This window comes from Longimicrobium sp. (assembly GCF_036399935.1).
Lineage (GTDB): Bacteria > Gemmatimonadota > Gemmatimonadetes > Longimicrobiales > Longimicrobiaceae > Longimicrobium.
The window spans coordinates 1-25,166 of record NZ_DASWMD010000057.1 but is presented as its reverse complement, the minus strand read 5'-3'; the positions used below and the strand labels follow the sequence as shown (position 1 = coordinate 25,166).

Sequence of the window (25,166 nt, the reverse complement as noted above, 5' to 3'; positions counted from 1 at the left end):
TCTCGCCCCGAACTGAGGTCCTGCGACAATGAACTACAATTTCACCGACCGCGTGCGAAAGGTCCTGGCCATGGCCAGGGAAGAGGCCATCCGGCTTCAGCACGACTACGTCGGTACCGAACACATCCTGCTGGGGCTGATCCGCGAGGGCGAGGGCGTGGCCGCGGCCGTGCTGAACAACCTGAACGTCGACCTGGAGCAGGTGCAGGAGAAGGTCGAGGAGTCGGTGCGGCGGGGCAAGGCCACCATCGCGCTGGGCGAGCTTCCGTATACGTCGCGCGCCAAGAAGGTGCTGGAGTTCGCCATGGCCGAGGCCCGCGAGCTCAACCACAGCTACGTGGGCACCGAGCACCTGCTGCTGGGGCTGCTGCGCGAGGAAAAGGGCATCGCCGCCGAAGTGCTGACCCAGCTCGGCGTGAGCCTGGAGGATGCCCGGCGCGAAACGCTGAAATTGCTGGGCAGCGAGCCGAACGCCGCGCCCTCCGTCGGCTCCGGGCCCTCGGCCTCCGCCAGTGGCGCGACCCCCGCCAAGGGTGACAAGAAGAGCAAGACGCCGGCGCTGGACCACTTCTGCCGCGACCTGACGGAGCTGGCGCGCCAGAACGAGCTGGACCCCACCATCGGCCGCGCGGAAGAGATCGAGCGGGTGATGGAGATCCTGTCGCGCCGCAAGAAGAACAACCCCGTGCTCATCGGCGAGCCGGGGGTGGGCAAGACGGCCATCGTCGAGGGGCTGGCCCAGCTGATCGCCGAGAACAAGTGCCCCGACTCGCTGCGCGACTACCGGGTGCTTTCGCTCGACATGGCGGCCGTCATCGCCGGCACCAAGTACCGCGGCCAGTTCGAGGAGCGGCTCAAGGCGGTGATGAACGAGATCAGCCAGAACAAGAACATCATCCTGTTCATCGACGAGCTTCACACCCTGGTGGGCGCCGGCGCGGCCGAGGGCGCCATCGACGCCAGCAACATGCTGAAGCCGGCGCTGGCCCGCGGCGAGCTGCAGTGCGTGGGCGCGAGCACGCTGAACGAGTACCGCAAGTACATCGAAAAGGACGGCGCGCTGGAGCGCCGCTTCCAGACGGTGAACGTGGAGCCGCCCTCCATCGACGAGGCCATCCAGATCGTCACCGGGCTGCGCGTTCACTACGAGGACCACCACCGCATCCGCATTCCGGACGACGTGATCGAGGCGGCGGTGAAGCTGTCGGAGCGCTACATCACCGACCGGTTCCTGCCGGACAAGGCCATCGACGTGATCGACGAGGCCGGGGCCCGCGCGCGCCTGCAGACGCAGGTGCCGCCGCCCGACGTGGAGGAGCTGAAGAAGCAGCTGGAAGAGGTGGCGGGGAAGAAGGACGGCGCCATCCGCGACCAGGACTTCGAGCGCGCGGCCGAGCTGCGCGACTACGAGCGCGACCTTCAGCGCCGCATCCAGGACCGCGAGAAGAGCTGGGAAGAGGAGCGGAAGACCAACCGCCCCGCGCTCAGCGAAGAGGACGTGGCGTTCATCGTCAGCCGCTGGACGGGAATCCCCGTCACGCGCCTGAAGCAGGCCGAGACGGCCCGCCTGGTGAACATGGAGGGCGAGCTGCACCAGCGCATCGTGGGGCAGGACAAGGCGGTGCAGACCATCGCCAAGGCCATCCGCCGCAGCCGGGCGGGGCTCAAGGACCCCAAGCGCCCCATCGGCTCGTTCATCTTCGCCGGCCCCACGGGCGTCGGCAAGACGGAGCTGGCGCGCGGGCTGGCGGAGTTCCTGTTCGCCGACCGCAACGCCCTGATCCGCGTCGACATGTCGGAGTACATGGAGAAGTTCTCCGTGTCGCGGCTGATCGGCGCGCCTCCGGGGTACGTGGGCTACGAGGACTCGGGAACGCTGACCAAGGCCGTCCGCCGCAAGCCGTACTCGGTGGTGCTGCTCGACGAGATCGAAAAGGCGCACCCCGACGTGTTCAACCTGCTGCTGCAGGTGCTCGACGAAGGCCACCTGACCGACAACTACGGCCGGGTGATCGACTTCAAGAACACGGTGGTGATCATGACCTCCAACCTGGGCGCCCGCGACATCGGGAAGGGTCCGGGGCTGGGCTTCCACGCCCCCAGCCAGCAGTCGCAGTACGACCGCATGGAGGAAAAGGTCAAGGAGGAGATCGAGCGCGCGTTCAACCCGGAGTTCATCAACCGGCTGGACGACGTGATCGTGTTCCACCCGCTGACGCGGGAGCAGATCGGCTCCATCATCTTCAACCTTCTCGCGGACGTGGAGAACCGGCTGAAGGAGGAGGAGCTGACGCTGAAGCTGAACGACGACGCCATCGACTTCATGGTCGAGCACGGCTACGACGAGAAGTTCGGCGCGCGCCCCCTGCGCAGGGCCATCCAGCGGTACCTGGAAGACCCGCTTTCGGAAAAGATCCTCATGTCGGAGTACAACCCGGGCGACGAGATCGAGGTGTCGGTCGCGGAAGACCGCCAGTCGCTCGCCTTCCGGGTCCCGTCGAAAACCCAGACCGTCTAGGAACCCACGGTGTTTTCAACCTTCCGGGGAGGGGCCGCTTCGGCGGCCCTCCTCTTGTTCGCCCTCTGCGGCGCGGCCCCCGCCGCGCACGCGCAGGACCCCACGGCCCCGGCGGCCCGCCCTGCGGAGCAGGCGCCGCGGCCGGGGTTCGTCGTCGACACGGTGCTGGTGCGCGGCAGCCGCCGCGTGGCCGAGGCCACCGTGCGCGCCCAGGCGGGGATCCGCGCCGGCAGCACGATGACGGCGCCGCTGGTGCAGGACGCCATCCGCCGGCTGATGGCCACCGGCCACTACGAATCGGCCGAGGTGCTGGTGCGCGGCGCCGACACCGGGCGCGGCCCGCTGGTGCTGCAGGTGGTGGAGCGCCCGCTGGTGGCGCAGATCCGCTTCGAGGGGCTGACCACCGTGTCGGGCGCCACCGTGCGCGACTCGTCGGGGCTCAAGGAGAACGCGCCGCTGGACCCGCAGGCCGTGGCCCAGGCGCGCGCGCTCGTCCGCCAGATGCTGGCCAAGAAGGGCGTGCAGCTGCTGTCGGTCGACACGGCGCTGGCGCCGGCCGCGGACGGGGCGGTGAATCTCACCTTCCGGGTTCGCGAGGGCAACCTGGTGGCCCTGGCCGACATCGACTTCGAGGGGAACAGCGCGCTGAGCGACGAGGCGCTGCTGGACGCCATGAGCACCAAGGAAGAGGGCTTCTGGTGGTTCCGGCCCGGCCGGTGGGACCGCGAGGCCTTCGACGAGGACCTGCGCACCAACCTGCCGCGGCTGTACGGCGAGCGGGGGTACATCGACTTCGCGGTGGTGGGCGACTCGCTGGTGGTGGACCCCGCCACGGGCAAGGCGCGGCTGATCGTCACGGTGAACGAGGGGCCGCAGTACCGCCTGGGCGAGTTCAACGTGCAGGGCAACTCGCGGTTCCCCTCCGAGTCGCTGCGGGAAACCTTTTTGACGCAGCGCCGGTCGGTGCTGGGGCTGCCCTTCGGCGGGCAGAACCAGCGCGAGGCGGGCGAGGTGTTCGACCGCCCCGCGCTCGACGCGGCGGCCGGGCAGATCGAGCAGCAGTACCGCAACGAGGGCTACCTGTTCGCGCAGGTGGTGCCCACGGTGGAGCGGGTTCCGGCCGCCGCGGGGCAGGCGCCGCGGGTGAACGTGACGCTGTCCGTTTCCGAGCAGCAGCCGTTCTACATCCGCAACATCTCGTTCAAGGGCAACACCACCACGCACGAGAACGTGATCCGCGACCGCCTGTGGATCGTTCCGGGCGACGTGTACAACGAGCAGCGCCTGATCCAGAGCTACCAGGCCATCTCGGGGCTGGGCTTCTTCGAGGCGCCCATGCCGCTTCCCGACATCCAGCCGCGGCCGGAGCTGGGCGTGGTGGACATCGTGTTCAACGTGGCCGAGAAGCAGACCGGCAGCGTGAACTTCGGCACGGTGTTCGGCGGATCGCCGTACGGCGGGCGCCGCAGCGGGTTCTCGGGGTTCCTGGGGTACCAGCAGCCCAACTTGTTCGGCCAGGGCAAGACGGCCAACCTCCGCGCCGAGCTGGGCCCCGGCCGCAGCACGCTCGAGGCCAGCTACACCGACCCCGCCATCGGCGGCGGGCGCAACTCCGGCAGCGCGTCGGTGTTCCGCTCGGGTGACCGCTTCATCCAGTTCGGCAACGGCCGGCGCATCCGCACGGGTGCCTCGCTGCAGTTCGGCTTTCCGGTTCCGGGGCAGCTGCGCACGCGGGCGTTCCTGGGCTACTCGCTGTCGCGGACGTCGTACGACCAGGCGCAGGACGAGGAGTGCGCGCCGGGGACCACCAGCCTGTTCTGCCTGCCCAACGCCACGGCGAGCACGCTTTCGCTTTCCGTTTCGCGCGACACCAAGAACCACCCGCTCTTCCCCACGACGGGAACGCGGCAGTCGGTGACGCTGGAGCAGACGGGCGGGCCGCTGGGCGGCGACGCCAACTTCCAGAAGCTGTCCACGCAGGCCGAGTGGTGGGTGCCGGTGGCCCGCCTGGGCAGCAGCCCGCGCTCCCCGACCATGGCGCTGGGGATTCAGGCGCGCACCGGGGCCATCTTCGGCGACGCGGGCCCGCTGCCGTTCGAGCGGTTCTACGTGGGCGGCGTGCAGTTCGGCCAGCCGCTGCGCGGCTACGAGGAGTCGTCCATCGGCCCGCGCGGGTACAGCCAGCGGTGCAACCAGCGGCTGGAGCTCACCTGCCTGGGCGACGCGTTCTTCACCGTCACCGGCGAGTACGCGCTGCGGCTGACGGACGCGCTGTCGGTGTCGGCGTTCGGCGACGCGGGCAACGTGTTCGGCGGCGTGGGCCAGTTCAACACGGCGCGGCTGTACCGCAGCGCCGGCGTGGGCGTAACGCTGGTGACCCCGTTCCTGGGCGCCATCGGCATCGACGCCGCGTACGGCTTCGACCGGCCCGATCCGGGCTGGGAGCTCCACTTCAAGCTGGGCCAGTCGTTCTGACCCGGTCATCAACCCTGAACAGGAAGCAGCAATGAAGCGTATTCTTTCGTTCGCGATCGCCGCCGTCCTTTCGGTGGCCGCCGCGGCCCCCGCCCAGGCGCAGCTCAAGATGGGCTACGTGAACAGCGACCGCGTGCTGGCCGAGACGCCGGCGTTCGCCGACGTGCGCGCCACGCTGGAGCGCGAGTTCTCCCCTCTGCGCGCCGAGATCGACACGCTGGAGGCCCGCCTGGGCCGCGCCGACACGGAGTTCCGCGCGCAGGCGCCCACGCTGACCGAGGCGGTGCGCACGCAGCGCCAGCAGACCATGCAGCAGCAGTTCGCGCAGTACCAGGCGCGCGCGCAGCAGATCCAGCAGCAGCTGCAGAGCCGCGAGCAGGAGCTGGTTCGCCCGGTGATGGAGCGCATCCGCGGCGTGCTGGAGCAGGTGCGCGCGGCCGGCGGGTACTCGTTCATCATGGACCCGCCCGAGGGCGTGATCGTGGCGGTGGACCCGGCGCTGGACGTCACCGACCAGGTGATCCGCGCGCTCGGCGGCACGCCGCAGCCCCGCACGCCGTGATGCCCTTTGCGGGGGGCGGTGCTCCCCGCTAGCTTCGGTGCCCGCGACACGACGTGTCGCGGGCACTTTTTCGTTGGGGAGTGCGTGAGTGCGTGAGTGCGTGAGTGCGTGAGTGCGTGAGTGCGTGAGTGCGTGAGTGCGTGAGTGCGTGCGTGAGTGCGTGAGTGCGTGAGTACGTGAGTGCGTGAGTGCGTCCGCGGCTCTGCTGGGGCGAATGAATTCGCGGCAACGACGGCCCGAAGTCCGCCTTCGCGGACTGCACGCGCAGTCGAGTGCGCGTGGCCAGTCGAAGCGCGATTCAGGTCTCCCCCTCCCCTGCGCAGCGGGGGACGGGGGCCGGGGGGAGGGGGCTCCCAAGGCATTCACCGGCGGCCAGGCCCATCCGCTCTGACGTATCCTCTCCCCGTGCAGTTTACGGGGGAGAGGCCGGGAGAGGCCGGGAGCGGGGGCGCCGCGGCACGCACAGATGCTTCTCGAATCGGGATCGAAGTGGAGCCAGGAGCGATCGATGATCCACGGCCGGGCGTGACGAATCCCGGTGCGGCAACCCCGCCCGGGGTGCATCCCACGGCCGTGATCGACGCGACGGCCGCCGTAGCGCCGACGGCGAGCATCGGCGCGTACGCCGTCGTGGGCGCGCGGACGACGGTGGGCGAGGGGGCGCGGATCGGCGCGCACGTGGTGATCGGGCGCGGGTGCCGGGTCGGCGCGGGGGCCGTCCTCGCTCCGCACGTCACCCTGTACGACGGTGTGGAGCTGGGCGAGGGCGTCGTGGTCGGCAGCGGTTCGCGCATGGGGCCGGACGGCTTCGGGTTCGCCTGGGACGGGGCAGGGCACCGGAAGATCCCCCAGGTGGGCGGCGTGCGCATCGGCGCGCGGACCGTCATCGGCGCCAACGTGACCATCGACCGCGGCTCCGTGGGCGACACCCTGATCGGCGCGGACTGCGGCATCGCCGACCTCGTCCACATCGGCCACAACGCCCGCATCGGCGACGGCGTTTCGCTCGACGGCATGACGGGCGTGGCCGGCAGCGCCACCATCGACGCGCGCGTCACCGTCGGCGGGCAGGTGGCCATCATGGGGCACCTGACGGTGGGCGAAGGGGCCCGGGTGGCGCGCTGGGGCGGCGTGACGGGCGACGTGGCCCCGGGCGAGTCCGTTTCCGGCACCCCCGCGCGCCCCGTCGCCGAAACCCGCCGCGCCGAGCGCCTGACCCGCGCCCTCCCCCGGCTGATCAAGCGGCTGGAGGCGCTGGAGCGCACCGTGCGCGGCCGCGCCGAACCGACTTCCTGAAATCCTGATGGCCGAGCTTTCGATCGCGGAGATCGCCCAGCACGTGGGCGGCGAGCTGGCGGGCGACCCCGACCGGGTGATCCGGGGCGCCGCCCCGCTGGACGGCGCCGGGCCGGGCGACCTGTCGTTCCTGTCCGGCGGGCGCTACCTCCCCCAGCTGGCTTCCACCGGGGCGGGTGCCGTCCTGGTGCCCCGCTCGCTGAACCTGGACCCGCCGGAAAACGTCAGCCTCGTCCGCGTGGACGATCCGTACGTGGCGCTCGCCCGCATCCTTCCCCTGCTGTATCCCGCCGCCCCCGAGCCGCCGGGCATCCATCCCACCGCCATCATCGCCGAGGGGGCGGAGATCGGTGCGGAGGTGAGGATCGAGGCCTACGCGGTGCTCGGCGCCGGCGTGGGCCTGGGCGACGGCGTGCGCATCGGCGCGCACGCGGTGCTGGGCGACGGGTGCGCGGTGGGCGCGGGCTCCATCATCCACGCGCACGCCACGCTCTTCGCCGGCACCCGGGTGGGCGAGCGCTGCACCATCCACAGCGGCGCGCGCCTGGGCTCCGACGGGTTCCGCTTCGTGTTCTTCGACGGCGGCCACCAGAAGGTGCCCCACGCCGGGGTGTGCGTGATCGGCGACGACGTGGAGGTGGGCGCCAACACGACCATCGACCGCGGCTCCATCGGCGATACGAACATCGGCAGCGGCACCAAGATCGACAACCTGGTGCAGATCGGCCACAACGTGCAGATCGGCCGCCATGTGCTGCTGGTGGCGCAGGTGGGCATCTCGGGGAGCACGGTCGTGGGCGACGGCGCCGTGCTGGGCGGGCAGGTGGGCACCAACCCGCACGTGACCATCGGCGCGGGGGCGCGCGTCGGCGGGCGGTCGGGGGTGACGGCCGACATCGCCCCCGGGCTCACCGTTTCCGGCAACCCGGCGCGGCCCCACCGCGAGTCCATGCGCGCCCAGGCGTCGGTGTTCGGCCTGCCGAAGGTGGTGGAACGGCTCAAGGCCTTGGAGGCGGCGGTGTTCGGGCGGGGCGGCGCGCGGGCGCGGGAAGGCGGCGGAAGCGCCGATTGAGCCACCGACGGGCCGCCCGGCAGTGGCGGCGCGGGTGCACGTTGGGTAGAATATTGCGGGGCCGCTTCTTGGGAGCGTCCCCGCTGTCTTTTCTACACCACCACGGCCGAACGCCGACACTGGATCCATGCCGACGACGCCACCACGCCAGAACACCCTTGCCCGGGCCGGAGAATCGCGCGGCGTGGGGCTTCACACCGGGGCGGAGGTGCGGATGCGCATCCTTCCCGCGCCCGTGAACACCGGGATCGTCTTCCGCCGCACCGACCTGGACGGCTCGCCGGAGATTCCCGCCCACGTCTCGTACGTCGTAGGCACCGACCTGGGCACCTCCATCGGCCAGGGCGAGGCCAAGGTGCACACGGTGGAGCACCTGCTGTCGGCGCTCGTGGTGAACGAGATCGACAACGCCTACGTGGAGCTGGACGCGGTGGAAACGCCGGCGGCCGACGGCAGCGCGCTGGAGTTCCACCGCATGCTCGCGGAGTGCGGCCGCGAGGAGCAGGACGCGCCGGCCAGGTTCCTGGCGGTGGAGTCGGCCTTTTCCCTGGCGCCCAAGGGCGGCTCGGAGTACGTGGTCGCGCCCTCGGGCGACCACCGGGTGTCGGTGACCATCGAGTTCGACCATCCCCTCATCCAACGCCAGTTCGGCAGCTACCGGGTGGACGCGGAGCGCTTCGCCGCCGACGTGCTGCCGGCGCGCACCTTCTGCTTCGCGCGGGACGTGGAGGCCATGCGCGGCCGCGGCCTGGCGATGGGCGGCTCGCTCGACAACGCGGTGGTGCTTTCGGACGACGGGGTGCTGGACGGCGCGGAGCTGCGCTTTCCGGACGAGTTCGTGCGCCACAAGGCGCTGGACATCGTGGGCGATCTTGCTCTCGTGGGGGCGCGGCTGCGGGCGCACGTGATCGCCGAGCGGCCGGGGCACGCGGGCAACGTGGCGCTGGCGAAGGAGCTGGTGGCGCGGGCGGAGAAGAAGGCGCTCGCCCGGCCGATTTTGAGCATCGAGCAGATCATGCACTACCTGCCTCACCGCTACCCGTTCCTGCTGGTGGACCGGGTGGTGGAGTTCGAGGAGCGCAAGCGCATCGTGGGATTGAAGAACGTCACCATCAACGAGCCGTTCTTCCAGGGCCACTTTCCCGGCCGCCCGGTGATGCCGGGGGTGCTGATCGTGGAGGCGATGGCGCAGGTGGGCGGGCTGCTGGTGCTGGAAACGATGGAGAACCTGGCCGAGAAGATCGTCTACTTCATGTCGTGCGACAACGTGAAGTGGCGCCGCCCCGTGACGCCGGGCGACCAGATCCGCTTCGAGGTGGAGGTGATGCAGATCCGCGGCGCCACCTGCAAGATGAGGGGCGTGGGCACCGTCGACGGCCAGGTGGTGGCCGAGGCGGAGATGATGGCGCGCGTGGTGGACCGCTGAGGCCCGGGGCGATGGAAACCATCATCGAGCCGAGGGTGCACCCCACGGCGCTGATCGACGAGTCGGCCGAGCTGGCCGAGGGCGTCGTCGTGGGGCCGTACAGCATCGTGGGTCCCAACGTGCGCATCGGCGCGCGCACGGAGCTGGCCAGCCACGTGCTGATCGAGCGCGACACCGTGGTGGGCGAGGACTGCCGCATCAGCCACGGCGCCGTGCTGGGGACGGACCCGCAGGACCTGAAGTACCACGGCGAGCCCACGGAGCTGCGCGTGGGCGACCGCACGGTGATCCGCGAGTACGCCACGCTCAACCGCGGCACCTCGGCGCTCGGGTACACCTCCGTGGGCAGCGAGTGCATGCTGATGAGCTACGTGCACGTGGCCCACGACTGTCAGATCGGCGACCACGTGATCCTGTCCAACGCCGTGAACATGGCGGGGCACGTGTCCATCGGCGACTGGGCCATCGTGGGCGGCATGACGCCCATCCACCAGTTCGTCCGCATCGGCGCGCACGCGTTCGTCGGCGGGCAGTCGCGCATCTCCAAGGACATTCCCCCGTTCGTCCGCGCGGCGGGGATTCCGCTGGAACTGTACGGGCTGAACTCCGTGGGGCTGCAGCGCCGCGGCTTCAGCGAAGAGGTGCGCCGCGAGCTGAAGCGCGCCTACCGCCTGTTCTTCGCCTCGCAGCACAACATCACCCAGGCGCTGGCCCGCGCCCGCGAAGAGCTGCGGGCGCTTCCCGAGGTGGAGGAGTTCCTTTCCTTCTTCGAGGGCACCGGGCGCGGGGTGTCGTCGTGACGCGTGCCGGGGTCCTGGGCGTCGGCAGCCTGGGCTTTCACCACGCGCGCATCCTTCGCGACGTCTCGGGCGCGGAGATGGCGGGCGTGTGGGACGACGATCCCGCGCGCCTGGCCCACGTGGCGCAGGAACTGGGCGTCCGCGCATTCCGCAGCCGCGACGAGCTGCTGGAGTCGGTGGACGCGGCCGTGGTCGCCGTCCCCACCACGGCCCACGCGGAGGTGGCGCTGGCCGCCCTCCACGCGGGCGTTCACCTGCTGATCGAGAAGCCCATCGCCCATACGCTGGAAGAGGCGAACGCCATCGTCTCGACTGCGGCGGCGAAGGGATTGACGGTGCAGACCGGGCACGTGGAGCGCTTCAACGGGGCGTTGCGGGCCTGCGAGCCGTACCTGGAAGACCCGCGCTTCGTGGAAAGCCACCGGCTGGCCCCGTTCAACCCCCGCGGGACGGACGTGGCCGTGGTGCTGGACCTGATGATCCACGACATCGACCTGGTCCTGGGCCTCGTGGGACGCGGGGTGGAGTCTCTGGACGCCATCGGCGTGCCGGTGCTGACGCCCAGCGCCGACATCGCCAACGCGCGCATCAACTTCGAAAACGGCGCGGTGGCCAACATCACCGCCAGCCGCGTCTCGTTCGAGAAGATGCGCAAGGTTCGCTTCTTCCAGCAGTCGGGCTACATCTCGCTGGACCTGGCCGCGGGCACGGGCGAGTTCCTGCGCCTGAAGCCCGGCGCGCGCCTGCCCGAGGGGAGCGAACTGGGGATGGCCGCGCTGCTGGGCGTGGTGGAGCGCGTGGAGCTGAAGGGCGATGGCGCCGAGCCGCTGCGCGCCGAACTGGAGGCGTGGGTGAAGGCCGTGCGCGGCGAGGGGCCGCTGGTGGTGAGCGGCGAGGCGGGGCGCGACGCGCTGGCGGTGGCGCTTCGCATCATGGAGCGCATCGAGCAGCACGCGGCCGCGGGGCTGGCTGCGCGGGCGTGACCCCCCTTCCGTGCCCCGATCCTTTTCCCGTGCCACGCGCCGTGGCTGAGCCCGCCCGCCGTCCGCGGGACTCGTCGTCCCCGCCAACCATCTTCATCTCCGCCGGCGAGGAATCCGGCGACCTGCACGGCGCCGCGCTCGCGCGGGCGCTGCGCGAGCGGTTTCCCGACGCGCGGTTGGTGGGGCTGGGGGGCGCGCGGATGGAGGCGGAGGGCGTGCGCCTGCTGGCCGGGCTGAACGAGTTGGCGGTGATGGGATTCGTCGAGGTGCTGCGGCACCTGCCGTTCTTCATCGAGCTTCGAAAGAAGGTGTTCGCCGCCCTGGCGAGCGAGGGCGTAGACCTGGTCATCCCCATCGACTATCCCGGCTTCAACCTGCGCCTGGCCCGACACGCCCGCGAGCGGGGCATTCCCGTTCTGTACTACATCGCGCCGCAGGTGTGGGCCTGGCACAAGAGCCGGGTGCGCGACCTGGCGCGCGATGCGGACGAAGTGGCCGTCGTCCTGCCCTTCGAGGAGGATTTCCTGCGGAAAGGCGGGGTGAACGCGCGGTTCGTCGGGCACCCGCTGTTGGACCGCGCCCATCCCGAGCTTCCTCGTGCCGAGTGGGCGCGCTCGGTCGGGCTGGACCCCGAGCGGCCCATCCTGGCGCTGTTCCCGGGGTCGCGAGCGCAGGAGGTGGGGCGCCATCTGGAGCTGTTCTCGGCCGCGGCGGAGCTGGCCGTAGCGCGGCGGCCGGACGCGCAGCCGGTGATCGGCGTTCCGGGGGGGATCGACCGGTCCGTGTACGCCGGGGCCCGCTGGCCGCTGGTGGAGAGTGCCGGCGGGCTGTTGCAGTATGCGACGGCGGTGATCGCCAAGTCGGGGACCACCACGCTGGAGGCGGCGCTGGCGCTGACGCCGCTGGTGGTCGTCTACCGGATGAACGCGGCCAGCTACGCGATTGCCAAGCGGGTGGTGAAGGTGCCGCACATCGCCCTGGCCAACCTGATCGCGGAGGACCGCGTGGCGCCGGAGTTCGTGCAGGACGCCGCCACGCCGCAGGCTTTGGCCGATGCCATCCTCCCGCTGCTGGACGAGCAGTCGCAGGAGCGGCGGCGGATGATCGATGGATTCGCGCGGGTGCGGGACCGGCTGGGCGGGCCGGGGGCGTCGCGGCGCGTGGCAGAACTAGCGGCGGGGTTGTTGGTGGATGATGATCGGGTGGGGAGCGCGATCCCCCTTGGCCCCAACAGCCAAGGGCGGATGAATCCGCGGCTGGAACAGCGGTAAGCCGAGCCAAACTGCGGAAGCTTCGATTGAGCCCCGGGCGCGCCACATCGTTTCAGCGTGAGCGATAGTAGGCCAGTCCACGAAGGTGGACATCGTGTGGTTGTTGCAGCGAATTCATTCGCCCGTGCGGCGGACCGAATCAGGACGAGGCGCGATGACTTCGGACGAGGGGGGCGGGCGCGCGGAGATCCCGTCCGAAATGACGACGCGGCTGCCGTGGCACCAGTCGGCGCTGGCATCCGTGGGCGGCGCGGGGCTGGATGCGCTGATGGCGTCGTGCCGGTACCGCACCGAGGGCGAGGAGAACTTCCGGCCGTTCTGGGACGCGGGGAAGCCCGTCATCTTCACCCTCTGGCACGGGCGGCTGCTGCCGTGCACCTACCACCACCGCCACCAGGGCGTGGTTACGCTCGTCAGCCTGCACCGGGACGGCGAGTACATCACGCGGGCCGTCCGCCGCTGGGGCTACACCGCCGTCCGCGGCTCCACCAGCCGCGGCGGCCTGGAAGCGCTCCGCGAGCTGATCCGCCACGTCAAGCAGGGCCGCTCGCTCGCCATCACGCCCGACGGCCCCCGCGGCCCGCGGGAGAAGATGAAGCCCGGTCCCGTCATCATTGCGCAGCGCACGGGCGCGCCGATCATACCCGTGGTTTCGGGCGCCAGCCGGGCGTGGTACTTCGGCGGATGGGACCGCTTCCTGATTCCCCAGCCCTTCGCGACACTGCGCATCTCGTACGGCGAACCGGTTCACGTTCCCCGCCAGGCCAGCGAGGCCGACATCCAGGCCGTTATGCTGGACGTGGAGCACCGCCTTGCCGGGCTGATGAAGCGCGTGGAGGGGAAGTGGTGAGGGGCAAAGTGCCGTGGGGCCCTCACCCGTCCTCGCCTAGGCTCGTCCACCCTCTCCCACAAACAGCGTGGGAGAGGGGGTACACTTCGGGGTTGGGTGCGTCAGGATGGCCCGGTGCTCGGGCTGGCGCCCCCCATCCCCAGCCCTTCCCCCGCAAACTGCGCGGGGGAAGGGAGCCAATCGAGTGCGCCACGCCGGCCGCAGCGCGGTCGAATTCTCCCTCTCCCCTGCGCAGCGGGGGAGAGGGCCGGGGAGAGGGGGCTCCCTGGGACTGCGCCGAATCCAATCCCATCCGGCGTGAATTCTCCCCCTCTCCCGCTTGCGGGAGAGGGGGCCGGGGGGAGAGGGCAGCCGGGGAATGCGCCGGTGATCTCGCGATGCACCCAAGTTTCGCGCGGTACCTGGAAAACCGCACGGCAGCCAGCCAACCCCATCCGAAGTCCCCCCCTCTCCCGCGCAGTTTGCGGGGGAGGGGCCGGGGGAGGGGGTCCCCGTGAGCCTCGACGCCTGGGTCCACCGCTGGTGGGCGGGCGAGGCCGGGACCGTCGGCGACGCGCTCCGCGTCGCCCTCGCCCCGGCCGAGGCCGCATTCCGTGCGGGCGTCGCGCTCCGCAACCGGGGCTACGACGCGGGGTGGCTCCGCACGGAGCGCGTGGACGTGCCGGTGATCAGCGTCGGGAACGTGGCCGTGGGCGGGGCGGGGAAGACGCCGTTCGCCGCGTGGCTGGCCGCGCGCCTGCGGGAGTGGGGCCGCCGCCCTGCCATCGTGCTCCGCGGCTATGGCGAGGACGAGATCGTCGTGCATCGCGAGCTGAACCCCGACGTCCCCGTCTTCCGCGGAGCGCGGCGGATCAATCCCGCGCGGGAGGCCGTCGCTGCGGGATGCGACGTCCTCGTGCTCGATGACGCGTTTCAGCACCGCGCGCTGGCGCGGGACCTGGACCTTGTGCTGGTGGCCGTGGACGGGTGGTCCCCCCGCCCGCGGGTGCTTCCCCGCGGGCCCTGGCGCGAGGGCACACAGGCGCTCGGCCGCGCGGACCTGATCGTGCTCACGCGCAAGAGCGCGGATGTGGCGCAGGCGCGCGAGGTGGCGGCAGAGGTTTCGCGGCTCCATCCTGGCAAGCCCATCGTCCAGGTCGCATTGAGGCCGGGGGGGCTGACACCGCTCGGCGGCGGGGCAGGGGTGCCGCTGGACGCAGTGGCGGGCCGTTCGGTCGTGGCCGTCGCCGCGCTGGCCACGCCGGAGCCGTACCTGCAGCACCTGCGCGAGGCGGGCGCGGAGGTGGAGCCGGCGCTGTACCCGGATCACCACGCCTTCTCCGCCCGGGACGTGGCCGAGATCGTGAAACGCACGGCGGGACGGTGGATGGTGATGACGCACAAGGACGCGGTAAAGCTCCGGCCGCTGCTGCCGGATTCTTCCGGGGCGTACGTGCTGGAGCAGAGCGTGGCCATCGAAAGCGGGGCGGACGTGCTGGATGCGGCGTTGCGGCGCGTTCTGCGGGAGCGGGCGCGATGATGCAGGCCGACGTCGTGGTGATCGGCAGCGGCATCGCGGGGCTGTCGTTCGCGCTCAAGGCGGCCAAGTACGGCACCGTGGCGCTCATCACCAAGAAGAGCCGCCCCGACAGCAGCACCAACTACGCGCAGGGCGGCATCGCGGCCGTGTTCGCCGACGACGATTCGCCGGCGCTGCACATGGAAGACACGCTGGTGGCGGGCGCCGGCCTGTGCCACCCCGACGCGGTGGACGTGCTGGTGCGCGAGGGCCCGGAGCGGGTCCGCGAGCTGATCGAACTGGGCGTGGCGTTCACGCGGGCGGGCGAAGACCTGTCGCTGGGGCTGGAGGGCGGCCACTCGCGCCGGCGCATCGTCCGCGCCGACGACCTGACCGGGCGCGAGATCGAGCGTGCCCTCCTGGCTGCGGCGGCGGAGACCGGCAACGTGCGGGTGTTCGAGAACCACCAGGCCGTGGACCTGCTGACCGCGACGGACCCCGGCACCCTTGGCGAGCGCTGCTGCGGCGTGCTGGTGCTGGATGCGGAAACGGGCGAGCTGCTGCCCTTCCTGGCGCGCGCGGTGATGCTGGCGACGGGCGGGTGCGGCCAGGTCTATCGCCACACGACCAATCCCGCGATCGCTACGGGCGACGGCGTGGCGATGGCGTACCGGGCGGGCGCCAAGGTGGCGAACATGGAGTTCATCCAGTTCCATCCCACGGCCCTGTATCCCGCCCGGGACCGCACCTTCCTGATTTCCGAGGCCGTCCGCGGCGAGGGCGCGGTCCTCCGGCGGAGCGACGGGACGCCGTTCATGCAGGACTACCATCCGCTGGCGTCGCTGGCGCCCCGCGATGTGGTGGCCCGGGCCATCGACCGCGAGATGAAGGAGTCGGGCGACGCGTTCGTGCTGCTGGACTGCTCGGGCATCGCGGAGCACGAGATCCGCGAGCGCTTTCCCAACATTCTGCGCGAGACGGCGGAGCGGGGGATCGACATGCTGCGCGAGCCGCTGCCCGTGGTGCCTGCCGCCCATTACCTCTGCGGCGGCGTGCTGACCGACACGGACGGGCGCACCTCCGTCCCTGGCCTGTACGCCGCGGGCGAGACGGCCTGCACGGGCGTGCACGGCGCCAACCGCCTGGCCAGCAACTCGCTGCTCGAGGCCGTCGTCTTCGCGCACCGCGCCGCCGCGCGCTTGGGCCCACAGCTGAGCGTCACGCGTCCGCTGACGCCCGAGCACGTGCACGCACCCGCAGGCACGGCGGAGGTGGACGCCGCGTTCCTGACGGAGGAGCGCGAATCCATTCGCAACCTGATGTGGGACCTGGTGGGCATCGTGCGCTCCGACGCGCGGCTGGCCGAGGCTGAGCTGCGGCTGCGCGCCATCTCGCTCAAGGTGAACGCCGTCTGGGCCGACTGCCGCCCCACCGACGACCTGGTGGAGCTCCGCAACCTGGTGCAGACCGCGCTCCTGATCGTCCGCTGCGCCCTCCGCCGCAAGGAGAGCCGCGGGCTGAACTACAATCTTGACAATCCGTACAAAGACAACGAGCATTCCCTCCGCGACACCATCGTCGTCAGGTAGCTGAGGGCTGTGGCCCATTCTCCCAGCTATGCATGAGCCGCAGCACGATTGAGACTTTCTGCTTGCCCCTCCGCAGGCTCGGCGCTTGCATTCGCACATAATCTGTCGGATGTAAGCTGGCTCCCACAGATTCACTCACTAGGGTTTCACGGTCGCGTGCGGGCGCCGCACGGAATCAGCCACAGGGACAAAAAAATGGAATTACTACGCGTTGCGACAGGGGCGAGCGTCCTTATTCTGGGGACTTTCCTGTGGGGTGGCCGATCGCATGCCGCGGCGGACCAGATGGCCAGAATGCCAGCGCTGGCCCAGCAGGACAGCTTTGCCTCGTTGGACGAGGAGTTCGCGCATCTCGCGCGCAATGAGATCCCCGGGTTTGGAGGGCACTTCATCAATGACGACGGCAACTTCACGGTCTACCTGACCGATCCCGGCCAGCGTGATCGCGCGGTGCAGGTGTTGTCACGGGTGATCTCGCGCCGCCCTCTGCGGTGGCGCGGCCGGGGGCAGGGTCCGCAGGTCGCGCTCGCCCGGGTGCTTCAGGGACAGTTCGATTTCGCGCAGATGAAGGGCTGGCGCGAGCGGCTCGACGCCCAGGTGTTCTCCCTTCCGGGTGTACTGTCCACCGACATCGACGAACGCCGAAACCGGCTGGTGATCGGGATGTCAGACCCTTCGCGCCGGGCCGGGGTGGATTCCTTGCTGGCTGCCGCTGGGATTCCTCCTGCGGCGGTGCTGGTGCAGCGCGAGAATCCCGTGCAGGGCTTCGTCACGCTGCGCGAGCGAAGCACGGCTCGGGGAGGGCTTCGCATTGCTCGTCCCGCGGGATCGCTGGAGGCAGGGTGCACGCTCGCCTTCAATACGATCGCCAGCGGACGTGCCGGCGTTCACTTCGTCACCAATTCCCATTGTACCGCAACGCAGGGAGGTGAGGAGAATACCCAGTTTTATCAACCGGGCACCGGAAGTTCAGCCTACCTTGTCGGATCCGAGGTCCTGGACCCGCGGTACACCGCTCTCACAGGCTGTCCTGCGAACCGCACGTGCCGACGCAGTGATGCGGCACTCGTGCGCTACAACGCGGGTGTGGACACAGCGGGATACGGCTACATCGCTCGCACTACGTCGTCGCTCGGATCGATCACGATCAGCGATGCCAGTCCCAACTTCCGGATCATCGGTGAAAAGCCGTACCCGTCGGGCGGCGAAGTCGTTGACAAGGTGGGCCAGGAAACCGGGTGGACGTACGCCAGCGTACAGGTGACGTGCAAGACGATCAACTTCTGGCTGAACAACGCGGACACCGGCAAGTCGTTCATCTGCCAGGATGGAACGAACCTTACTGCCCGTGAGGGTGACAGCGGTGCCCCGGTTTTCGCGCTCGCTGGCGGGAACGATGTCACGCTTTTCGGCGTACTCGTGGGAGGCGACGGTACGTACGTCTACTTCAGCGCGATGCAGAACATCGAAGCCGAACTTGGGTCGCTGAATACCACCCGGTAATGCGGCAGAGTCGAATGGATGCTCATCTGGACAATAGGAGTTTTGTGCAGGGACTGGTTGTTCTATTCGCGATGATCGCGCTGACCGCATCCGCTTGCTCACCGGTAGCCCAGACGGAGTCTCAGGTACCGTCCGCGCCGGCGGCCGCGCCGCCTATGATCGTGGCGCCCCCGCCCGTGATCCCGGACAGTCCCCCGGCACGGGATTCGATCCGTGTGGCGTTGTCGGTCGATAGTGCCTCCCGGCCTGGCGCTCCGATCATCTTTCGCGTGAGCATCACGAACCTGCTGGACCGCACGGTGAGCCTTTCCATTGCGGGGGTGGACGCGCCGACGTGGGACGTGCAGGTTTCGCATCCCGACGGCACGCTCGTGTGGAACCGGCTTCACGGGGCCGTGGTGGGATACGTTGGCGGAACCCTGGTACTTGCCCCACGCGAAGCGCGGGAAGACACGGTCCTCTGGCGGCGGCACGACAATGATGGCCGGTCGGTCCGTGCTGGATCCTACGTGGCGCGGGGCCGGCTGTTCTCCGGAATGCCACAGGGAACGTGGACGTCGGCCGTCCCATTCACGCTTGCCCGCTGACTCGTCGGAATGAAGCTCGTCGTCGCGTCGGTCGGCAAGGCGAAGGGGCCGATTGGGGACGCGATCGGCGAGTACGAGTCGCGGGTGCGGCGGTACTTTGCGTTCGATGCGCACGAGGTGAAGGAGGAGCAGTACCGCGGACGCGGCGACGCGGCCCGGGTGCGCGACGAGGAAGGGAAGCGGCTGCTGGCCCGCGTGCCGCCCGGGGCGGAGATCGTGGCGTTGCACGAGACGGGGAAGGCGTGGGACTCGCACAAGCTCGCCTCGTACCTCGCGGACCTGCAGGTGCGCTCCAGCCCCGGCGTCGCGTTCCTGATCGGTGGCGCCTACGGGCTGTCGGACGAGATCCTGTCGCGCGCCGGCCACTTGCTGGCGCTTGGCTCCATGACGCTGCCGCATGAGCTCGCGCGGCTGGTGCTGACGGAGCAGCTGTACCGTGCCGGCACCATCAACCGCGGCGAGCCGTACCACAAGGGCAGGGAGTGACGGCGTCCGCATCGCTCGTCAGCTCGATCATCGGCCACTCTCGTGCGGAGGGTGGCCGATCGCGTTCGGGGCCCCTTGCGATTCCCTGGTCCCCATTCCCTATTCCCTGCGGTTCGAACACGTATCCTGACGGGGAGGCACCACTGACACTGCGGATCGAGATTTCGCCCTTGCGCGGCAACCGCCTGGCCGACGACTACCAGTCGGGCCTGCCGGGGGCCGCGCGATTCTTTTCCGGGCACCCGCGCGACCTGGAATCCTTCCGCCAGAAGCTGGCGGAGGTGCAGGCGCGGTTCGGCCGGCGGGAGCGGGAGGTGGCGGCCGCGGCCGTGCGCCCCACGTCCGCCGGTGCCGCGGAGCGGCTTGCGCGGTTCGTGGAGCAGGGCGGGGCGATGGTGACCACCGGGCAGCAGACGGGGCTGTTCACCGGCCCCCTATACACCATCCACAAGATCCTCACCGCCATCCGCCTGGCCGAAGCGCTGGAGCGGGAGCTGGGAATCGTCGTTCTGCCCGTCTTCTGGTGCGCCTCTGAGGACCACGATTTCGCCGAAGCCAACCATGCCTACGGCGTGGACGGGGCGGGGAAGCTGCGCCGCTCGTCTATCGCGGCGACGGATCGCCGGCCGTTAACGATGAGTGAAATGCGACTGGGCGCGGATGTAGAATCCGTAGTAGATGAATGGAGGGAACTCGTTACGCACCAGGGGAGTAACGCCGTTGATCTACGTGGGAGTTTAGATCCTTATGCGCCGGGAGAGACGGTGGCCGGCGCGTTCCGTGGCACGATCGAGCGGCTGTTCGCGCGCTTCGACCTGCTGGTGACCGACGCCGCGGATCCAGCCCTGAAGCAAGCCTCCGTCCACATCCTGCAGCAGGATGTAACAGACGCGGGGGCACACGAGCGGCTGTTGCGCGAGCGGACGGCGGAGATGGACGCGGCGGGGTACCCCGGCCAGGTGACCCTGGTGGAGGATGCAGCTAACGTCTTCTACCACGGGCCGGCCGGCCGCGAGCGCCTCGCCCGTCTCGGCGATGGGTGGGTGGCGAAGGACGCGCGGGAGCGGTTCACCGTCGACGAGGTTACGACCCGGATGGCGGCCGAGCCAACGTCGTTCAGCCCCAACGTGTTCCTGCGGCCGGTGGTGGAGTCGGCGGTGTTCCCCACGCTGGCGTACGTCGGCGGGCCGGCGGAGGTCGCCTACTTCGCCCAGATCGCGCCGCTGTTCGACGCGCACGGCATTCGCCCGCCCGTGGCGTATCCCCGCTTTTCCGTGCGCCTGGTGCCGGAGGTGGCGGAAAAAGCCGCAGCCGCGCTGGGCGTCAGCGACGAGGAGCTGCGGATGCCCGAGCACGAGCTGCTGGCCCGGATGGCCCGCAAGCGCCTGCCGGCGGAGGTGCACGAGAGCCTGGCTGCGCTGCGCACGGCGCTGGTGGAGCGCTTCGGGGCGGTGATGGACGCGGTGGAGGGGATCGATCCCAACCTGGAGGGGGCCATCGGCGCGCGGCGGAACCGCGCGCTCCTGGCCGTCGCCGAGGCCGAGCGGAAGATCCTGTCGCACGCCAAGAAGCGCGATCGCGGGCTGACGCACGACCTTTCCCTCGTGCGCAACTACCTGATGCCGCTGGGCGCGCCCCAGGAGCGCACGCTGAACGTGATGCCGTTCCTGGCGATGCAGCCCACGCTGCTCCACGACATCGCCGCGGCGATGGAGATCCGCTTCGGGGCGGCGGATGGCGCGGTCCATGCACCCGCGCCCGGGCCAAGTACCTGAACCTCTCGCCCGCCCGGCCCATGCCGCGTGGGCGTTCTCTCACGAGCACGCGCCAATGAGCCGCGACGGAGCCCCGCCGCCTCCCGACCTTCCCGAAGACGACGACGATCGGACACTGCTGCAGCCGCCACCCGTCCGGCACCGGCCGGCGGACGGGCTGCTGCAGCCGGATCCGGACGCCACGATGGAAATGCCGGCGCTGGAGGCGCTCGAGGACGCGTCCGCTTCGTACGATCCGGCCGACGAGGCCGTGGAGCCCCCGGCGATGGTGCCCAAGGCGGCCAAGAGTTCCGGCGCCGCGTCCATGCTGGTGGCCGCGGGCATCCTGCTCAGCCGTATCGCCGGCTTGATCCGGGCCCGCGTGTTCGCGCAGTACTTCGGCACCTCGCTGTACGCGGACGTGTTCGCGGCCGGGCTTCGCATGCCCAACCTGCTGCAGAACCTGCTGGGCGAAGGCACCCTCAGCGCCTCGTTCATCCCCGTCTATTCGGAACTGCTGCACCAGGGGCGGGAAAAGGAGGCCGGGCGTGTCGCGGGCGCCATCTTCTCGCTGCTGTTCGCCGCGGCGGCCGCGCTCTCGCTCGTGGGCGTGTTCTTCGCCCCGTTCCTGGTGACGATCTTCTTTCCCGGCCTCGAGGGCGAGCGCCACGACCTGACCGTCAGCGTCACGCGCATCATCTTTCCCATGGCGGGAATCCTGGTGCTTTCGGCGTGGTCGCTCGGCATCCTGAACAGCCACCGCAGCTTCTTCCTTCCGTACTTTGCCCCGGTGCTGTGGAACGCGGCGATGATCGGCACGCTGCTGATCTTCGGCAGCGGCATGGCGCTCGACAAGCTGGTGATCGCCCTGGCCTGGGGCGCGCTGGCGGGCGGCGTGCTGCAGTTCCTGGTGCAGCTTCCCAAGGTGCTGCGGCTGAACCGCGAACTGCGGGTGACGTGGGCGCCCAGGCTGGAGGGGGTGCGCGAAGCGGTACGCAACGCGGGCCCGGCGGTGATGGGGCGCGGCGTGGTGCAGATCAGCGGCTACCTGGACTATTTCCTGGCCTCGCTGCTGGCCGTGGGCGCCCTGGCCACGCTGCAGTACGCGCAGCTGCTGTACATCCTGCCCGTGAGCCTGTTCGGCATGGCCGTGGCCGCGGCGGAGCTGCCGGAGTTGGCGCGCCAGCGCGCCGAAGGAGCCGAGGTGCTGCGCAAGCGCGCCTCGGGCGCCCTGGAACGCATCGCGTTCTACATCGTCCCCTCGTTCATCGCCATGACGGTGCTGGGCGACGTGGTGGTGGCCACGCTGTTCCAGGCGGGCGGGTTCAAGCGCGCGGATACGCTCGTCGTGTGGCTGACGCTCGTGGGTTTCTCCATCGGCCTGCTGGCGACGACCGCGTCGCGCCTGCTCTCGTCCACCTTCTTCGCCCTCCGCGACACCAGGACGCCGGCGCGGTACGCCATCGTGCGCGTGGTGCTTTCCGTCGTCCTGTCCGTCGGGCTGATGCTGCAGTTCGAGGCCGTCAACTTCGAGAAGCTCGGCTTTCAGATTCCCGGCGGCCTGTGGTCGGACGTGACGATCGGGGGCAAGCCGCTGGGGACGGTGGGGCTGGCGCTGGGCGGCGGCATCGCGGCCTGGGTGGAGTGGTGGCTGCTGAAGCGTTCGCTGCGCGGCACCATCGGCCCGGTCGGGGCGGGGACGGGCCCCCTGCTGCGCATGTTCATCGCCGCGGGCGCGGGCGCCGCCGCGGCGTACGGCCTGCGCTTCGTGGTTCCGCCGGATGCGCTGCTCCCCATCTTCCGCGGCGCCATCATCCTGGGCGCGTTCGGCGTGGTCTACTTCGGCGTGGCGGCGGCGCTGGGGCTGGAGCAGTCGACGGCCATCTTCCGGCGGGTGAAGGGGATGCTGGGCCGCCGCTGACGCGAACGGTATGGAGGATGCGCGGCCGTCCGGCGGATCACGTCGGGCGGCCGCGCCGTTTTCCACGATCGAAGGTTCTCCACGATGAGGTGAGGTGGCTGTGGATAACGTCAATGTGGAAAAGCAGATGCGCGATGTGGCCGAGGCGGCCCGGCGGGCCTGCGCGGAGGCGGCCGAGGCCGCGTACGAGGACGCCGGGATCCGCGGCCTGTGCGCGGAGGGACGGTGGGAGATCGCGCTTGAGGCCATCCGCCGGGTGGATCTCGAGGCCGTCATCCGCGAGGTGGCGGCCGGCGCCCGATCCGAATCGTCCAGCGCCCGAACGGACCCGTCGCACCAGTGACCGGAACGGGATGAGCGGTGTATCAACCTGCGCCGATCCCGAGTCCGTCAGCCGTTCAATCCGCACGATGTCCGAAAGCCCGTCCACCCTGGAATCCAAGCTCCGCACGCTGCCCACGCAGCCCGGCGTGTACCTGATGAAGGATGCCGAAGGCACCATCATCTACGTCGGGAAGGCGAAGTCGCTGCGTGCCCGCGTGCGCTCATACTTTCAGGGCGGAGCGCAGCACGGCATCAAGACGCGCGAGATGGTGCGCCGCGTGGACGACGTGGACACCTTCGTGGTGCGCACCGAGGCCGAGGCGCTGATCCTCGAGAACAACCTGATCAAGGAAAACCGCCCGCGCTTCAACATCAACCTCAAGGACGACAAGACCTACCCGTACATCAAGGTGACGGACGAGGCGTTTCCGCGCGTGTTCGTCACCCGCACGCTGCGCAGGGACGGCGGGCGCTACTTCGGCCCGTACACCGACGTGCGGCGGATGCGGCAGTCGCTGGAGCTGGTGAAGAAGCTGTACACGGTGCGCTCCTGCCGCTACAACCTGCCCAGCGACGTGCCGCCGCGGCCCTGCCTGGACTACCACATCGGCCGCTGCAAGGCGCCGTGCGTGGCGCTGCAGACGCCCGACGACTACGGCTCGATGGTCGACGAGATCGTGCAGGTGCTCAGCGGGCACACGCGCCTGGTCGCGCGGCGGCTGCGGGCAGAGATGCAGACCTGCGCGCTGGAGATGAACTTCGAGCGCGCCGCCGAGCTGCGCGACGCCATCGGCCAGCTGGAGGCGCTGGAGCGCAAGCAGCAGGTGGTGGACGTCACCGGCAGCGACCGCGACGTGGTGGGCTTCGCGCGCGACGGATCGGAGGCGTGCGGTGTCGTCCTCCAGATCCGCGAGGGCAAGCTGCTGGGCCGCGAGGCGCAGTTCCTCACCAACCTGGGCGACGACACCGACGAGGCGGCGCTGTCGGCGTTCGCCACGCGGCTGTACGCCGACCGGGTGACGCGCGACCCCGAGAGCGTGCCCGGCGAGATCATCTTTCCGATGGATTTCGACGATCGCGGCGTGCTGGAGGAGCTTCTGCGCGAGGCGGCGGGGAAGGCGGTGCGGCTGAAGTGGCCCCAGCGGGGCGAGAAGGTGCAGCTGGTGGCGCTTGCGGACCAGAACGCCCGCCACCTGTTCGAGGAGCGCAAGCTGATGGGCAACGCCGCGGCCGAGCGCGCCCCCGACGCACTCTACGAGCTGCAGGAGGTGCTGGAGCTGCCGATGGTGCCCCGGACCGTGGTGTGCTTCGACATTTCGCACACGCAGGGGTCCGAGACGGTGGCGTCGGCGGTGTTCTTCGAGAACGGCGAGCCGGCCAAGGGCGAGTACCGCAAGCTCAAGATCCGCGGCGAGTGGGGGAACGACGACTTCGCGTCCATGCACGAGGCCGTCACCCGCTGGTTCCGCCGCCGCGTGGAAGAGGGGAAGCCGCTGCCGGAGCTGGCGGTGATCGACGGCGGCAAGGGTCAGCTGGGCGCGGCCCGCAAGGCGCTGGAGGAGATCGACCTGCCGCAGCAGTCCATCGTGGGGCTGGCCAAGAAGGAGGAGGAGCTGTTCCTTCCTGGCCGGTCCGACAGCATCCGCCTGCCGCGGCGCAGCCCGGCGCTGCGGCTGGTGCAGCGCATCCGCGACGAGGCGCACCGCTTCGCGGTGACGTACAACCGCAAGCTGCGCACGAAGCGCACGATCCGCTCGGAGCTTTCCACCATCCCGGGCGTGGGCCCCTCGCGGCAGAAGCAGCTGCTGGAGCGCTTCGGCTCATACCGCGGCGTGGTCGCGGCGGCGGAGGCGGACATCGCGGCGATCCCGGGGTTCGGGCCGGCGCTGGCCCGGAAGGTGGTCGAGGCGGTGCGGCCCACGCCCGCCGCGCCGTCACCCGGTGCCGCGTAGGGCCGCTCCCCGCGTCGCAACCTGCTGACACACAGCAACTTGTCATCCTGAGGCGCAGGCGCGCGGCACCCGCCCTCACCCCATCCTGCGCGCGCCGAAGGATCTAGCCTGGGGCACGTACTCGGCCGGGCGCGGCAGCGGTCACCGTAGCCGGCCTCGGCTGCCGTGGGGCCCTCACCCCGCCGCGCTGACACGCGTGCGACCCTCTCCCACAAACAGCGTGGGAGAGGGGGTACACACCCTAATCGAGTGCGTCAGGCTGGGCCGGTGCTCGGGCCGGCGCCCCCCATCCCCAACCC

19 protein-coding genes are annotated in these 25,166 nt (G+C 70.3%); all 19 read left to right on the top strand.

The window, feature by feature from the left end:
- Positions 1-28 precede the first annotated feature (28 nt).
- The 19 genes from VGB24_RS17605 (at position 29) to uvrC (ending at position 24,867) form a co-directional block, all read left to right on the top strand.
- Complete coding sequence (locus tag VGB24_RS17605) at positions 29-2,518, top strand: ATP-dependent Clp protease ATP-binding subunit (protein ID WP_331074259.1); 2,490 nt, start codon at positions 29-31, stop codon at positions 2,516-2,518.
- Between the two features lie 9 nt (positions 2,519-2,527).
- The gene (gene bamA, locus VGB24_RS17600) at positions 2,528-4,993 is read left to right on the top strand and encodes an outer membrane protein assembly factor BamA (RefSeq protein WP_331074258.1); all 2,466 of its coding nucleotides are present in this window, start codon (positions 2,528-2,530) and stop codon (positions 4,991-4,993) included.
- Between the two features lie 31 nt (positions 4,994-5,024).
- Positions 5,025-5,555, top strand: a complete 531-nt coding sequence (locus VGB24_RS17595) for an OmpH family outer membrane protein (protein ID WP_331074257.1) — start codon at positions 5,025-5,027, stop codon at positions 5,553-5,555.
- 525 nt (positions 5,556-6,080) lie between these two features.
- Entirely contained in the window at positions 6,081-6,851 is a 771-nt protein-coding gene (locus VGB24_RS17590) for a UDP-3-O-(3-hydroxymyristoyl)glucosamine N-acyltransferase (protein WP_331074256.1), read from the top strand.
- 7 nt (positions 6,852-6,858) lie between these two features.
- Positions 6,859-7,923, top strand: coding sequence for a UDP-3-O-(3-hydroxymyristoyl)glucosamine N-acyltransferase (gene lpxD / locus VGB24_RS17585; RefSeq protein ID WP_331074255.1), 1,065 nt, complete (start codon positions 6,859-6,861; stop codon positions 7,921-7,923).
- A gap of 127 nt (positions 7,924-8,050) precedes the next feature.
- Entirely contained in the window at positions 8,051-9,349 is a 1,299-nt protein-coding gene (locus VGB24_RS17580; RefSeq protein ID WP_331074254.1) for a bifunctional UDP-3-O-[3-hydroxymyristoyl] N-acetylglucosamine deacetylase/3-hydroxyacyl-ACP dehydratase, read from the top strand.
- An 11-nt stretch (positions 9,350-9,360) separates the two neighbouring features.
- Complete coding sequence (gene lpxA, locus VGB24_RS17575) at positions 9,361-10,149, top strand: acyl-ACP--UDP-N-acetylglucosamine O-acyltransferase (RefSeq protein ID WP_331022106.1); 789 nt, start codon at positions 9,361-9,363, stop codon at positions 10,147-10,149.
- Positions 10,146-11,132 carry a Gfo/Idh/MocA family oxidoreductase gene (locus VGB24_RS17570; RefSeq protein ID WP_331074253.1) on the top strand — a complete coding sequence of 329 codons (987 nt, stop codon included), beginning with the start codon at positions 10,146-10,148 and terminating at the stop codon, positions 11,130-11,132. The genes lpxA and VGB24_RS17570 overlap by 4 nt, the downstream gene beginning before the upstream one ends.
- A gap of 41 nt (positions 11,133-11,173) precedes the next feature.
- On the top strand, positions 11,174-12,403 hold the full coding sequence (gene lpxB, locus VGB24_RS17565; protein WP_331074252.1) for a lipid-A-disaccharide synthase: 1,230 nt from the start codon (positions 11,174-11,176) through the stop codon (positions 12,401-12,403).
- Between the two features lie 154 nt (positions 12,404-12,557).
- Positions 12,558-13,253, top strand: coding sequence for a lysophospholipid acyltransferase family protein (locus VGB24_RS17560; RefSeq protein ID WP_331074251.1), 696 nt, complete (start codon positions 12,558-12,560; stop codon positions 13,251-13,253).
- 493 nt (positions 13,254-13,746) lie between these two features.
- Entirely contained in the window at positions 13,747-14,772 is a 1,026-nt protein-coding gene (locus VGB24_RS17555) for a tetraacyldisaccharide 4'-kinase (protein WP_331074250.1), read from the top strand.
- A complete protein-coding gene (gene nadB / locus VGB24_RS17550; protein ID WP_331074249.1) occupies positions 14,769-16,340 on the top strand; it encodes an L-aspartate oxidase in 1,572 nt (523 codons plus the stop codon). The genes VGB24_RS17555 and nadB overlap by 4 nt, the downstream gene beginning before the upstream one ends.
- 294 nt (positions 16,341-16,634) lie before the next feature.
- Entirely contained in the window at positions 16,635-17,843 is a 1,209-nt protein-coding gene (locus VGB24_RS17545; RefSeq protein WP_331074248.1) for a hypothetical protein, read from the top strand.
- Between the two features lie 269 nt (positions 17,844-18,112).
- The gene (locus VGB24_RS17540; protein ID WP_331074247.1) at positions 18,113-18,430 is read left to right on the top strand and encodes a hypothetical protein; all 318 of its coding nucleotides are present in this window, start codon (positions 18,113-18,115) and stop codon (positions 18,428-18,430) included.
- Between the two features lie 9 nt (positions 18,431-18,439).
- Positions 18,440-18,916, top strand: a complete 477-nt coding sequence (locus tag VGB24_RS17535; protein WP_331074246.1) for a 23S rRNA (pseudouridine(1915)-N(3))-methyltransferase RlmH — start codon at positions 18,440-18,442, stop codon at positions 18,914-18,916.
- A gap of 170 nt (positions 18,917-19,086) precedes the next feature.
- Positions 19,087-20,691, top strand: coding sequence for a bacillithiol biosynthesis cysteine-adding enzyme BshC (bshC, locus tag VGB24_RS17530; RefSeq protein ID WP_331074245.1), 1,605 nt, complete (start codon positions 19,087-19,089; stop codon positions 20,689-20,691).
- A gap of 55 nt (positions 20,692-20,746) precedes the next feature.
- On the top strand, positions 20,747-22,591 hold the full coding sequence (murJ, locus tag VGB24_RS17525; RefSeq protein ID WP_331074244.1) for a murein biosynthesis integral membrane protein MurJ: 1,845 nt from the start codon (positions 20,747-20,749) through the stop codon (positions 22,589-22,591).
- A gap of 100 nt (positions 22,592-22,691) precedes the next feature.
- Positions 22,692-22,934 (top strand): hypothetical protein, encoded by a 243-nt coding sequence (locus VGB24_RS17520; protein WP_331074243.1) that lies wholly within the window; start codon positions 22,692-22,694, stop codon positions 22,932-22,934.
- 67 nt (positions 22,935-23,001) lie between these two features.
- Positions 23,002-24,867, top strand: coding sequence for an excinuclease ABC subunit UvrC (uvrC, locus tag VGB24_RS17515; RefSeq protein ID WP_331074242.1), 1,866 nt, complete (start codon positions 23,002-23,004; stop codon positions 24,865-24,867).
- Positions 24,868-25,166 lie beyond the last annotated feature (299 nt).

What these genes read in the sequence shown, in the direction of transcription:
- VGB24_RS17605 (WP_331074259.1), top strand. Translation starts at nt 29, where the DNA reads ATGAACTACAATTTCACCGACCGCGTGCGAAAGGTCCTGGCCATGGCC.
- VGB24_RS17595 (WP_331074257.1), top strand. Translation starts at nt 5,025, where the DNA reads ATGAAGCGTATTCTTTCGTTCGCGATCGCCGCCGTCCTTTCGGTGGCC.
- lpxD (WP_331074255.1), top strand. Translation starts at nt 6,859, where the DNA reads ATGGCCGAGCTTTCGATCGCGGAGATCGCCCAGCACGTGGGCGGCGAG.
- VGB24_RS17580 (WP_331074254.1), top strand. Translation starts at nt 8,051, where the DNA reads ATGCCGACGACGCCACCACGCCAGAACACCCTTGCCCGGGCCGGAGAA.
- lpxA (WP_331022106.1), top strand. Translation starts at nt 9,361, where the DNA reads ATGGAAACCATCATCGAGCCGAGGGTGCACCCCACGGCGCTGATCGAC.
- VGB24_RS17560 (WP_331074251.1), top strand. Translation starts at nt 12,558, where the DNA reads ATGACTTCGGACGAGGGGGGCGGGCGCGCGGAGATCCCGTCCGAAATG.
- nadB (WP_331074249.1), top strand. Translation starts at nt 14,769, where the DNA reads ATGATGCAGGCCGACGTCGTGGTGATCGGCAGCGGCATCGCGGGGCTG.
- VGB24_RS17545 (WP_331074248.1), top strand. Translation starts at nt 16,635, where the DNA reads ATGCCAGCGCTGGCCCAGCAGGACAGCTTTGCCTCGTTGGACGAGGAG.
- VGB24_RS17535 (WP_331074246.1), top strand. Translation starts at nt 18,440, where the DNA reads ATGAAGCTCGTCGTCGCGTCGGTCGGCAAGGCGAAGGGGCCGATTGGG.
- murJ (WP_331074244.1), top strand. Translation starts at nt 20,747, where the DNA reads ATGAGCCGCGACGGAGCCCCGCCGCCTCCCGACCTTCCCGAAGACGAC.
- uvrC (WP_331074242.1), top strand. Translation starts at nt 23,002, where the DNA reads ATGTCCGAAAGCCCGTCCACCCTGGAATCCAAGCTCCGCACGCTGCCC.